The 12,740-nt window shown below is 30.3% G+C and carries 16 protein-coding genes; 11 read left to right on the forward strand and 5 right to left on the reverse strand.

Annotation, left to right across the window (positions count from 1 at the left end):
* The 11 genes from FVE77_RS05975 to gltX all read left to right on the forward strand — a co-directional run bounded on the left by FVE77_RS05975 (position 1) and on the right by gltX (position 8,362).
* The gene (locus FVE77_RS05975) at positions 1-771 is read left to right on the forward strand and encodes a TrmH family RNA methyltransferase (protein WP_026746368.1); all 771 of its coding nucleotides are present in this window, start codon (positions 1-3) and stop codon (positions 769-771) included.
* Positions 772-868: 97 nt separating this feature from the next.
* Entirely contained in the window at positions 869-1,753 is an 885-nt protein-coding gene (locus FVE77_RS05980; RefSeq protein ID WP_026746367.1) for a BRO family protein, read from the forward strand.
* Positions 1,754-1,760: 7 nt separating this feature from the next.
* Complete coding sequence (locus FVE77_RS05985; protein WP_026746366.1) at positions 1,761-2,081, forward strand: TfoX/Sxy family protein; 321 nt, start codon at positions 1,761-1,763, stop codon at positions 2,079-2,081.
* Between the two features lie 23 nt (positions 2,082-2,104).
* The gene (locus tag FVE77_RS05990; protein ID WP_081690322.1) at positions 2,105-3,028 is read left to right on the forward strand and encodes a deoxyribonuclease IV; all 924 of its coding nucleotides are present in this window, start codon (positions 2,105-2,107) and stop codon (positions 3,026-3,028) included.
* Between the two features lie 199 nt (positions 3,029-3,227).
* Complete coding sequence (locus FVE77_RS05995) at positions 3,228-3,758, forward strand: immunity protein YezG family protein (protein WP_006804263.1); 531 nt, start codon at positions 3,228-3,230, stop codon at positions 3,756-3,758.
* Between the two features lie 55 nt (positions 3,759-3,813).
* A complete protein-coding gene (locus tag FVE77_RS06000) occupies positions 3,814-4,488 on the forward strand; it encodes an NAD(P)H-dependent oxidoreductase (RefSeq protein WP_026746364.1) in 675 nt (224 codons plus the stop codon).
* 60 nt (positions 4,489-4,548) lie between these two features.
* On the forward strand, positions 4,549-5,208 hold the full coding sequence (locus FVE77_RS06005; protein WP_081690321.1) for a hypothetical protein: 660 nt from the start codon (positions 4,549-4,551) through the stop codon (positions 5,206-5,208).
* Between the two features lie 301 nt (positions 5,209-5,509).
* A complete protein-coding gene (locus FVE77_RS06010; RefSeq protein ID WP_026746362.1) occupies positions 5,510-5,926 on the forward strand; it encodes a YjdF family protein in 417 nt (138 codons plus the stop codon).
* Between the two features lie 41 nt (positions 5,927-5,967).
* Positions 5,968-6,141, forward strand: a complete 174-nt coding sequence (locus FVE77_RS06015) for a hypothetical protein (RefSeq protein WP_026746361.1) — start codon at positions 5,968-5,970, stop codon at positions 6,139-6,141.
* Positions 6,141-6,731, forward strand: coding sequence for a zeta toxin family protein (locus FVE77_RS06020; RefSeq protein ID WP_026746360.1), 591 nt, complete (start codon positions 6,141-6,143; stop codon positions 6,729-6,731). Before FVE77_RS06015 ends, FVE77_RS06020 begins: the two co-directional genes overlap by 1 nt.
* Before the next feature lie 116 nt (positions 6,732-6,847).
* On the forward strand, positions 6,848-8,362 hold the full coding sequence (gltX, locus tag FVE77_RS06025; RefSeq protein ID WP_026746359.1) for a glutamate--tRNA ligase: 1,515 nt from the start codon (positions 6,848-6,850) through the stop codon (positions 8,360-8,362).
* A gap of 285 nt (positions 8,363-8,647) precedes the next feature.
* On the opposite strand, the gene FVE77_RS12650 is transcribed toward gltX, so the two are convergent.
* The 5 genes from FVE77_RS12650 to FVE77_RS06045 form a co-directional block, all read right to left on the reverse strand.
* The gene (locus FVE77_RS12650; protein WP_172966404.1) at positions 8,648-8,791 is read right to left on the reverse strand and encodes a hypothetical protein; all 144 of its coding nucleotides are present in this window, start codon (positions 8,789-8,791) and stop codon (positions 8,648-8,650) included.
* 68 nt (positions 8,792-8,859) lie between these two features.
* Complete coding sequence (gene asrC / locus FVE77_RS06030) at positions 8,860-9,834, reverse strand: sulfite reductase subunit C (protein WP_026746358.1); 975 nt, start codon at positions 9,832-9,834, stop codon at positions 8,860-8,862.
* Positions 9,835-9,876: 42 nt separating this feature from the next.
* Positions 9,877-10,755: an anaerobic sulfite reductase subunit AsrB gene (gene asrB, locus FVE77_RS06035; protein ID WP_036087930.1), complete on the reverse strand. Its 879-nt coding sequence runs from the start codon at positions 10,753-10,755 to the stop codon at positions 9,877-9,879.
* Positions 10,752-11,912 carry a 4Fe-4S dicluster domain-containing protein gene (locus FVE77_RS06040; protein WP_026746356.1) on the reverse strand — a complete coding sequence of 387 codons (1,161 nt, stop codon included), beginning with the start codon at positions 11,910-11,912 and terminating at the stop codon, positions 10,752-10,754. The genes asrB and FVE77_RS06040 overlap by 4 nt, the downstream gene beginning before the upstream one ends.
* Positions 11,913-11,975: 63 nt before the next feature.
* Positions 11,976-12,740 (reverse strand): formate/nitrite transporter family protein, encoded by a 765-nt coding sequence (locus tag FVE77_RS06045; protein WP_026746355.1) that lies wholly within the window; start codon positions 12,738-12,740, stop codon positions 11,976-11,978.

Genomic DNA, 12,740 nt, shown 5'->3' on the forward strand with positions numbered 1-12,740 from the left:
ATGAGAGATGTAATAGCAAGTCCAGATAACAAATTTTATAAATTGTTAAAAAAACTGGATAAAAAGAAGTATCGTGATGAAAATAGCATTTTTAAGGCTGAAGGGGAAAAGTTTCTGAATGAGAATATCAATTTTAATAAAATAATTGTAAAAGAATCAAAATTTGAATATTTTGATGAAAAATATGAAATTTCTAGACATGATAATTTGACAATTTTGAAGGATAATCTGTTTGATGAAGTTTCAACACAGGAAAATAGTCAAGGGATAATTTTTTTATATTCTAAAAATTTGAATACAATTGAGGATATAAAGGGAGATGTGGTAATTTTAGATGATATTCAGGATCCAGGAAACGCTGGAACAATTATCAGAACAATGATTGCTGCAAACTTTCAGAATTTAATTCTGACAAAGGGTTCAGTAGATGTTTATAATCCAAAGACGGTACGTGCTACAATGAGTGGAATTTTCAAGCTGAACATAATTTATGAAACACCTGAAAAAATTGTGGAATTTTTGAATAATAAAAATTATTTAAAAATAGCGACTGCTTTACACGAAGATTCGATTTTCTATGAAAAAATAGAATTACGCGAAAATAATGCGTTTATCTTTGGTCACGAAGGTGGTGGAGTATCTGATTATCTGATAGAAAATTCTGATATAAAGGCAATTATTCCGATTTATGGGAATATAGAATCATTGAATGTGAGTGTAGCGACAGGGATTTTTCTTTATAAGATGAGGGAGAAATTGCAAGGCTTGTAAAAATTGTGGAGATAATAATACGAGTGAAATTTTGTGATTATGCAAAATAATATAAATATTAATAAAGTTCGAAAAACTACATAAGGGGTGGGAAATAATGGAGAATAATATACAAATATTTGAAGGTAAAAAAATTAGGTCTGTTTGGGATAATGAAAAAGAAGAATGGTATTTTTCTGTTGTCGATGTTGTAGGAGCATTAACGGATAGTGTAAATGCCAGAGATTATTGGTATAAAATGAAAAAAAGGATGACAGATGAGGAAAAAAGTGAATTGTCGACAATTTGTCGACAGTTGAAGTTAAAAGCACCTGATGGAAAAATGAGATTAACAGATGTTGCTGATATACAAGGAATTTTCCGTGTTATTCAATCAATTCCGTCTCCTAAGGCAGAACCATTTAAAATGTGGTTGGCACAAGTGGGAAAAGACAGAATAGATGAAATTACAGATCCAGAACTAACTATTGACAGGGCATTGGAAACATATTTGAAAAAAGGATATTCAAAAGAATGGATAAATCAGAGATTACAAGCGATTCAAGTTAGAAAGGAATTGACAGATGCTTGGCAAGAGCATGGAGTAAAAAAGGGAATAGAATATGCAATTCTTACAGATGAAATTTCAAAGGCATGGTCTGGGATGGCAACTAGAGAATATAAAGATTTAAAAGGATTAAAAAAAGAGAATTTAAGGGATAATATGTCAACTTTAGAACTTGTACTTAATATGCTTGCAGAAGCTACAACAACAGAATTAACTAATATTCATAATCCAAATGGCTTGGAAGAAAATAAAAAAGTTGCAAAACGAGGTGGAACAATAGCAGGAAATACTAGAAAAGAGATTGAAGCAGATACTGGAAGATCTGTTATTACAACTAAAAATGCAGTAGATTTTTCTAAATTAATTGAAGATGTAGTAAAAGATATTCCTGATATAGTTAAAAATTGTAAAGATGAAGTAAAAAGCAAGGAGTGAATTAAATATGGCTTCAAGTAAAGAATATTTAAATTTTGTATTGGAACAGCTGTCGGAAGTGGAAAATATTAGATATAGAGCGATGATGGGGGAATATATTCTTTATTATAGGGAAAAAGTTATTGGTGGGATTTATGATGACAGGTTTCTTGTGAAGGCTGTAAAATCGGCGAAAGAACTTATGCCGAATGCTTTACATGAAATTCCTTATGAGGGGGCAAAGGAAATGTTGCTTGTTGATGATGTTGAAAATAAAGAGTTTTTGAAGAATTTATTTGAAGCAATGTATGATGAACTTCCTGTTTTAAAGAGAAAAAAGAAACAATAGAAATAAAGAAAGGTAAAAAAGAAATGTCGAAAAAAGAAATTTTTAAAATTGGATCACATGTGGGAATGAGTGGGAAAGATATGCTTTTGGGATCGGTTAAGGAAGCGGTTTCTTATGGATCGAATACTTTTATGATTTATACTGGAGCACCGCAGAATACACGGAGAAAGCCGATTGATGAGCTGAATATTGAGGCTGGGCTTAAACTTATGAAAGAAAATCATATTGATATTGATGATATTGTTGTGCATGCTCCTTATATAATTAATCTTGGGAATGCGGTAAAGCCTGAAACTTTTGAGATTGCAGTGCAGTTTTTGAGAACGGAGATTGAAAGGACAGATGCCATTGGGGCGAAAAGAATTGTTCTTCATCCAGGTGCTCACGTTGGAGAAGGTGAAGAAGTTGGGATTAATAAGATTATTGAAGGACTGAATGAAGTTTTGACAAAAGATCAGAAAACGACTGTGGCACTTGAAACGATGGCTGGAAAAGGTACAGAATGCGGAAGAAGTTTTGAAGAAATTGCAAAAATTATTGATGGTGTGAAATTGAAGGATAAACTGACAGTATGTTTTGACACTTGCCACGTTCACGACGCTGGATATGATATTGTAAACGATTTTGAAGGAGTTATTGAACAGTTTGACAAAATTGTAGGAATTGACAGAATATCAGTAATTCACTTGAATGATAGTAAGAATGTGTGTGGCGCACATAAAGATAGGCACGAAAATATAGGGTTTGGAAACATTGGCTTTGAAGTGTTAAATAAAATTGCACATTTTGAAAAATTTTCTCATTTGCCAAAAATTCTAGAAACGCCTTATGTGGCTTTGAGCGATGATAAAAAGGCTAAGAAAGTTCCGCCGTATAAATTTGAGATTGAGATGTTGCGAGCTGGGAAGTTTGATGAAGATGTGCTGGAGAAAATAAAAAATCAGTAAAATCTTTTTTAGATAGTTGTGTAGGCAAAATTTTTAAAAATCAAGCAGGAATAGAATTTACGGTAGCAAGGAATTAAGACTTTCACTAGAAAATGTAAAATAAAGTAAGAAAATTAAATGTAAAAAATGCTCTGTTTATTAGAATTTTTATACCTTTGGAAATAACTATACGATAAAAAATAAGGAGATTTGTGGAACATTGAAAAAATTACAAGAAGATTTTTTTAAAAAATTAAATAGTATAATAAAAGATATGGCATATCAACTAGAATATGGAATATCAGATGAATGGGAAAAAATGTACTTTCGTGCAGATATGGATGATAATTTTGGTGGAAAAGTAAATTTTTACTTTAATACGACTGAAAACAAAGAATATAAGTGTTGTACAGAGATTCCTAAAATGTATAATGTACCCGAAAAAGAATATTATGAATATTTTGGAAAGGTGTATGAATCATTAATATTCTTGAAAGAGTTATTTTTAGAATATAAACGGACAACTTGGAAGGCGATAACTATAATTGTAGATAAAAAAATGACAATAAAAACAGATTATGATTATACGGATTGGTTAAGCAGCCCTTATGATTCAGATTTATTGCTAGAATATTTTTTTAAGTATAAATATTTGGGGGAAATGCCTAAAACTGAAAATCAGGAAAAGTTATTTAAAGAAATTGAAAAATATCAGAAACGAGTAGTTACATGCGTTTCGAATAAAAAATAGTATATTTAATAAAGCAAGATGAAACTACAAAAAATAATAGAAAGAAGTGATAAAAATGACAAAAAATGAAGAATTAACAAAAAAGGAAATGCTTGAAATATTTAACAGAAGATATGCGTGCAAAAAATATGATAAGGCAAAAGTTGTTTCAGATGAAGATTTTATGGCAATTATTGAGGCAGGGAGACTTTCTCCTAGTTCTTTTGGGCTTGAGCCTTGGAAATTTATTCTTGTGAAAAATAAGGAAATGCTAAATGACATGAGAGAGTTTGCTTGGGGGGCGATTAATAGCTTGAATGGGGCGAGCCATATTGTTATGGTGCTAGCTAGAAAAGGTGTTACTGGTGATAGCGAGTATTTTGATAGAATTGGGAAGGAAATAAAAAATATTTCTGATGAAAATTTGAAGATCAGAAAAGAATTCTTTACAAAATTTCAAAAAGAGCATTTTAAGTTGCTGGAAAGTGAAAGAGCATTATTTGACTGGGCTTCAAAACAGACTTACATTGCAATGGTAAATATGATGAATATGGCTGCGGCTCTTGGGATTGACAGCTGTGCGATTGAAGGGTTTAATAAAGAAATTGCTGAAAAATACTTCTCTGAAAAAGGTGTCTTTGATTTGAAGGAATATGGAATTTCATATTTTGTAAGTTTTGGGTATAGAGATGAAGATATTACTCCAAAAACTAGAAGAGAACTTTCGGAAGTTTATGAGGTTGTTGAGTAGTTTTCGAATGCTTAAATTTTAAATATACCAAAATTAATTTATTGCAGAAAGAGGATTTTTATGAAAAAAATTTTTTTAATTATGTCTTTAGTAATGGCATTCTCATGTGGAAATAAAAATAAAAATAACATAGACAAGAATAAAAAAATTAAAAAAAATATAACTAATACTGAGCAAGTGAAACAAAATCAACAAGAGGAAAAAACTGATTTTGATAAACTTAGTAAAAAAGAACAAGAAGAATATTTACAAAAACTGGAAAAGATAGAAGCAAAATATGAAAAGGAATTAATGGAATTAAAAATACCAGAGTTCAATAAGTCCCAAACTAATGATTCTAAGCAACTGACTGAAGAAGAGGTAAAGGAAATAAAGGATGTATTACGTAAAAAATTTAAGAGAATAGGGTTGACAGCGGCAACAAAAGATGGCAGATTTTACATAATAGAAGTTATTAAAGATGGAAAAAACAAAGAAGAGACTGCAAAGGAAGTTGCTCTTGAGAGACCTGATATTATTGATACTATTGGTGAATGGTGTAAAAATAAAGGAATGGAATTTAAAGTTGTTTTTGTTGAATTCTATGATAAAGTTCAAAATAAAAAGATTAGTCAGTCTGCATACCATTCTCACCTTTTGGAAATTCAGTATGAAGATAAAGAATATAAAGATGCACTGAGAGAAGGCTTTTCTAAATATAAGAGGGCTACAAAATTTTAAAATAGAAAATATTTTTATAAAAAAGGTGTATATTTAAAGAAATATGGAGTTTCTGTAGTAGTAAGTTTTGGGTATAGGAATGAAGAGTGCCAAAAAAAGTAAGAAAATCACTTTAAGAGTTTTTGGAAATAATTGAGTAAAGAGTTTTACTTCTTGTTACAAGATAAAAAAGTAAAAAGTCGAGAAATAAAATAAAGATAAAAACACAGTTCTGGTTGGTAGTCCAGACGCAGTAATGTAAGTAACCTGCCTCCTTAGGTTGTCCATTCTTTATTATAAATTTTTTAAGGAGGCTGAAATTATGAGAAAGATTTCAGGAAAATTGACAGTTTTTTTTGAAAATCCTTTTTGGGTAGGAATTTTTGAAAATTTTGAAAATGGTAATTTATCAGTTTGTAAAGTAACTTTTGGTTCAGAACCTAAAGAATATGAGATTTATGATTTTATATTAAAAAAGTTTTATAATCTTCGATTTAGTAATGAAATGAAGTCAAATTTTAATGAGAAAGCCAAAAATCCAAAACGTAGACAAAGAGAAATAAAAAAAGAGCTTCAAAGTAAAAAAATTTTGAAAAAATCGGAAGAAATTTTAAAATTACAATACGAAGAGAATAAAAAGGAACGAAAAGTTAAAACAAAACAAGAAAAGGAAGCTGAAAAACAGAGAAAATTTTTATCGAAACAAAAGAAAAAGAAACAAAAACATAAAGGAAAATAAAAAGTTTTTATTTGATAATCAAAAAACATCAGGAGGGAAAAGTGGATTTAAAAAAGGAAAATTTAAAAGATTTTATATTGACATTAAATCAAAAAGACATTAATGATTTGATGGCAAAATCTGAAAAAGAAGAAGATAAAATTTTTTATAATAAGTTATTTAATTTAATTTTAGAAACAAAGCAGAATGAATTAATAAAAAAAGGTGTATTTTAATGAAAAAAGTTTTATATATTTTTGCAGGAGTAAACGGAGCAGGGAAGTCAACTTTATATAATTCCGAAAATTTAGATAATGAGATAAAGTACAGTACGAGAATTAATACAGATGAAATTGTTAGAAAAATCGGAGATTGGAAGAATAATTCCGATCAAATAAAAGCAGCGAAAATAGCAATAAATTTGAGAAATGACTGCCTGCAGAATGGAAAATCGTTTAATGAAGAAACAACTCTAACTGGAAAAACGATTTTAAAAACTATTGATAAAGCAAAAGAACTAGGTTATGAATTACAGCTGTTCTATATTGGTGTAAATAATCCTGAAATAGCAAAAGAAAGAATAAGAAATAGAGTAGAAAAAGGCGGCCATAATATAGCCGATGAAATAGTTGAAAAAAGATATTACGAATCTTTAAAAAATTTAAAACATGTAATTACAAAGTTTGATGAAGTTTACCTATACGATAATTCTATAAAATATAAACATATTTTTTCATTTATAAATAATAAAATTTTATATAAAGAAAAAAATGTAAATTGGTCTAAAGACGCTATAGAAATAATTGAAAATAAAAAAATGAAGTAAAAAGGTAAATAAATTAAATTTATTGTAATATCATAAAATCAAATTGTTGCACAATACTTTATTTTATTATATAATATACAAAGAATAACAAAATAGATAGGAGAAAAAAGAAAAAAATGTCAAATAGTGATAATAAAAGAGTAAGAGTTAGAATAGCGCCATCTCCAACTGGAGATCCGCACGTAGGAACTGCCTACATTGGATTATTTAATTATGCGTTTGCAAAACATAATGGCGGAGATTTTATTTTAAGAATAGAAGATACGGATAGAACAAGATTCTCAGAAGATTCAGAACAGCAAATTTTTGATGCGATGAAATGGCTTGGGTTAAATTATGATGAAGGTCCAGATGTTGGGGGAGAAGCAGGGCCTTATAGACAGTCGGAAAGATTTTCGATTTATAAGGATTATGCTGAACAATTGGTGGAAAAAGGAGAAGCGTACTACTGTTTTTGTACTGCTGAAAGATTGCAGAAATTAAGAGAAAGACAGGCGGCTATGAAACAGGCACCAGGATACGACGGGCATTGCAGAAACTTGTCAAAAGAAGAAGTGGAAGCAAAATTAGCGGCTGGAGAGCCTTATGTTATCAGATTGAAAATGCCTTACGAAGGTGAAACTGTTGTAAATGATGGATTAAGAGGAGAAATTAGATTTGAAAATAGTAAAATTGACGATCAGGTACTGCTAAAATCTGATGGATTCCCAACTTATCATTTGGCAAATATTGTTGATGATCATTTGATGGCGATAACTCACGTTATAAGAGCGGAAGAGTGGATTTCTTCTACGCCTAAGCATATTCAATTATACAAAGCATTTGGATGGGATGAGCCAAAATGGTATCACATGCCACTTTTGAGAAATGCTGACAAAACTAAAATTTCAAAAAGAAAAAATCCAGTTTCATTGAACTATTACAAAGAAGAAGGTTACTTAAAAGAAGGATTACTAAACTTCCTTGCACTTATGGGATGGAGCTTTGGAGAAAACAAGGAAATTTTTACTATTGATGAAATGATACAAAATTTCTCATTTGATAAAATTTCTCTTGGAGGGCCTGTATTTGACTTAGTTAAATTAGGATGGGTAAACAATCATCACATGAGATTAAAGGATTTGGATGAATTGACAAAATTGGCTATTCCGTATTTTGTGCAAGCTGGTTACTATGAAAATGAAAACTTGTCAGATGAAGAATTTTCAAAATTAAAAAGAATTGTGGAAATTACAAGGGAAGGTTCACAAACATTAAAGGAATTGCCAGTAAATGCTTCAATTTACTTTGAAGATGAATTTGAATTGCCAGTAATTGAAGAAGGAATGAATAAAAAAGAAAGAAAATCAATCGAAAAACTGACTTCTTCACTTGAAACAGAAACTGGTAAAAAATCTATCCAGATGTTTATTGAAAAAATCAATAAATTAAATGAAGAAATTTCAGAAGACGAAGCGAAACAAATCCTGCACGAACTGCAAGATGAAATTGGAGAAGGTCCAGCAGCAGTATTAATGCCACTTAGGGCAGTTATTACAGGAAAAGCCAGAGGAGCGGATTTATACACGGTAATTGCAGTTATCGGAAAAGAAAGAACGTTGGCTAGGATAAATAATATTTTGAATAGATAAAATAATAAAAAAGTGATACTTTTAGAAAAATTATTCTAAATATCACTTTTTATTTTTTGTAATGTTGTAATGCGATTTCCTGTTTGAATAATAGAAATCAAAAATATAATAATTAATTAATGTAGAATGTTGTGTATTTAATGTGTTAAAATAACTGTTATTGCGAAATAAAGGGAAATGGTAACAGAAATAAAAAGACTACTTCAGAATTTCATTTCCATTTCCCAAAATAGCCTTTTTTTAAATTTAATTTTTAATATCATGAATTATAATATTTTACAAATTTTATTCTTTAGTTTCATCATCATTATCTTTATCCTGATGCTCTTCGTATTCGTCATATTCATCATACTCATTAACTTCACTGGGATCTTCACCATGATAATCTTTTTTGTTAAAATCTTTTTTATATTTTTTGTATTTATCCATCCAAGATGAAGACATACAAATCACCCTTTCTTGTATTTTTATTTTTTATTTAAAATTAATCTTAATATTTATAATATTCCTTGATATTTTATACCTTTCCAATACACATTATTTACAATTACAGCTTCTTCTGGAAGATTAACATCTTTTAATGCCCATTTTTTAAACTCTTCAAAACCTGTTCTGTCAACAATGTAACCAATATGCTCTTTTGGCAGACTTCTGTCGATATATTTGTCAACATATTCGTAAGTATTTTTTATAATTTTTATTATTGATTCTTCATCTGCCCAGAATAGCCAGTCTTCTGCCAATCTTGGATTTTGTTTCCCAGTTCTTCCCATTATTGCAAGTTTGTAATATTTTTTAGGAGATCTTGTCCATGCTCCTGTTGGACAGTTTAGGACACATTCTCCACAACCTATGCATCTTTGGTGATCTCTTACAGGTTTATAGTTTTTATATGAAATTGCTCCTGTTGAAAGCTTTTTACATTTTCTTTCACACATTCCGCAAGAAACACATTTAGATTCATCAAGTTCAGGTTTTGCCATTCCAATTATTCCAAAATCATGCATTCTAACTTTTTGACAATCATTTGGACAACCTGTTAATGCTACTTTGAAGTGAAAATCATGCGGGAATATTGCTTTTTCAATTTTTTTTGCAAATTCCGTCGTATTATAGGCACCTTTTGGACACACTTTGTTTCCGATACAAGCGGCAATATTTCTTGTACCAGCAGCGGCATATCCTTTATCTTTATCCTTATAATTAATTTCCAATTTTTCCATGATTGGCTGCACCATTTTATTTACTTTCTCAATATCATTCCAAGAAATTCCCAACACTTCAAAACCTTGACGAGTTGTAATATGAACATTTCCATCTCCGTAAGTATTAGCTATTTTTGCAACCATTTCCATTATTTCCCCAGTAATTGCTCCTCCTGGTACTCTCACACGCAATGCTGTTTTAGATCTGTCCTTTGTTACCCTGAATGCATTTTTTGTAACAATTTTTCTATTTAAATCCATGCTCATTGTTTTTACCTCTTCTTTTGTTTTTTCTTAAAATTTCATATCTTAATCAAGTAATTTTTTTGCAAAATCATATCTAAATACTGGCCCTTCAAGGCAAATATATGTTTCATCGATTTTACAATGTCCGCATTTCCCAACGGCACAGGACATCTTTCTTTCAAACGAAACCCATATTTTTTCAGTTGGAATACCTGTTTTTAGGATTTCAAGGCAAGAAAAATGCATCATTACTGGTGGACCTACAACAATGTATTCAACTTCATCCATATTTTCAGGAATTTTTAAATCGGGAATATATTTGGTAACCATTCCTTCATGAATTTCGTCTTCTGTCTTTCCAATATTTCTTGCTGTTTCTACATTATCCAATGTTACAAGTATTTCAATATTTTCTCTCCAACGTGAAAATTCCTCTTCAAAAATAACACTTTCATAATTTTTATATCCAACAATGATTTTAAAGGACTTCATTTCATCAGGATGTTTCGTAAAATATTCAATAATTGGACGAACTGGAGCAATTCCACTTCCTCCAACAACCATTACAATATGCTTATTTTTGTATTGTTGAATTGGAAAGCCGTGTCCATAAGGTCCTCTCAAAAAAATTCTATCTCCTGCTTTCAATTCAAAAATCTTGTCTGTAACTTTTCCAACTTTTCTAATAAGGAAATCAAGATAACCTTCCTCCAAGTCAAAATTCGCAATGGAAATAGGGGCTTCTCCAACTCCTGGTAATGAAACCTGCATAAACTGTCCAGCTTCTACACTTCCCTTTTTATATTCTACACGAAATAGCCATTCTAGCTCAGTAACTTTTTCAATAAACAAAAGTTTGTGAACAGTCGGTAAATATACATTCATATCCATTATAGCCTGTTCATCCATATTTATTGTATTTAATGTGTTAATTGTACTCATTCTGATTTTTCACCTCTTTTTTCAGCCGAAATTCTTTTTAGTTCGGCACTTAACTTGTTTATGCAATTTGAGAATGAAATGTATTCAGGACATGCATCATCACATCTTCCACACCCTGTACACATCTGATATCCAAATCTTTTTTTAAAATCAGATATTTTGTGCATTACCTTAAATCTCATCCTATCTCCATGTCTTTGTCTGAATGAATGTCCACCAGCCATATCTGTAAATCCATTCACATGACATGAAGCCCACACACGTCTTCTTTCTCCATTGTTTTCATTTTCGCTGTAAAAAACATCTTGTGTAGTCGTGCAGGTACAAGTTGGACAAACAAAGTTACATTTTCCGCAGGCTATGCAACGACTGTCGTATTCACGCCATAAATCCAGATTTATTATATCTTCAAGCTCAATATTGTCAGGAATATCCACATGGATTTCATTATCTTCTACGAATTCCATTTCAAATTCAACATTTTCCTTTATTTTATTGCTATTATTTTCAGCAATTATTTCTTCAAGATATTTTTTCATTTTTTCATCTTTTACATCCAGGTACATTTCATTTATTTTATTTTCATCAGCGTTTCTGGTATTTTTTTCAGCTATAAGTTCATCAAAGTATACCTTCAATTCATCATCTTTTATATCAGCAAATATTTCCTTTTCTGTAACTTTTATTCCAATATTATATTCATCAGTCTTGTTAGTGCCCATATCTACACAAAAACAGTTCTCAAATGAATTTGGACATCCAAACACTACAAATTTAACTTTATCTCTAACCCTCTTGTAGTAAATATCCAAAAATTTATTATTCAAGTAAATATCATCAACTCTTTTGACACCATGTAAATCACAGCTTCTAAGAAATATAAGATATTTTTGCTCCTGTTCTTTGGGCATCTTGCATCCTTCTTCTGTAAAATAAAACATTGTTTGTGTTATTGGCAACATTATTTCTTTTGCTGAAAAATGAGATTTTTTGTCAAAACATATTTCATCAATTTTTTCAATTTCAGAATATCTGATTACAGAAGTATCTGAAAATGTACCACGAAATGGTATCTCAATTGGAGCATATATCTTGTATTCTTTTTTCAGCTTTTCAAGTGCCAGATTAAAATTTTCACGATTTAAACTGATTTTCATTTTCCCTCCTAAATTTTACTTTATCTCTCCATTTAAAAATTATTTTTCTTTTTATTTAAATTATTATTTATCCTTTTTTGCTAAATAATAGCAAGCAAAACCAACAAATGCTCCACCAACAATATTCCCCAATGTTACAAATAATAAATTATAAAAATAACCATTTAATGTTATTTCTTTTGCTCCATTGTATATTATCCCCATCATTAAAAGAGTCATATTAGCAACACTGTGCTCAAATCCAGCAGTTATAAATGCAAATAAACACCAGAATACCATTATTAGCTTAGCGGTTTCCTCTTTTAACTTTATTCCAGCCAGAACCGCAAGGCACACAAGAATATTACATAAAATTCCTTTAAAAAACAGTTCGTGAGGCAATGCAGTAATCTTTGCCTTTGAAACTTTCACAATAAATTCTACAACAGGTTTTGAAGCAGAATTTGAAAATACATACGCTATTGCAAGCATAATTGACCCTACGATGTTTCCCACATAAGATGCTGCCCACATAAGAATCATATCTTTAAAACTTATTCCCTTGTTTAAAAACCCTGCTACTCCAATCATATTATTTCCTGTGAAAAGCTCAGTTCCAAAAACAACTACAAGGCTAAGCGCTATCCCAAAACTAACTCCCATAAGAATTTTGTTAGTCGGCAATCCGCTGCTAACTCCTCCTACTGTGAAAGTCAATAAAATTCCTATCCCAATAAACATTCCAGCCAAAAATGCAGACAGGAAGTACTTTCCTTTACCTTCTTTTAAAAGTCCAATTTTACTTTTCGAGGCATTTGTTATTGATTCTAAAGTTTCTTTATTTCGCAT

Source organism: Leptotrichia hofstadii, assembly GCF_007990525.1.
Classification (GTDB): domain Bacteria; phylum Fusobacteriota; class Fusobacteriia; order Fusobacteriales; family Leptotrichiaceae; genus Leptotrichia; species Leptotrichia hofstadii.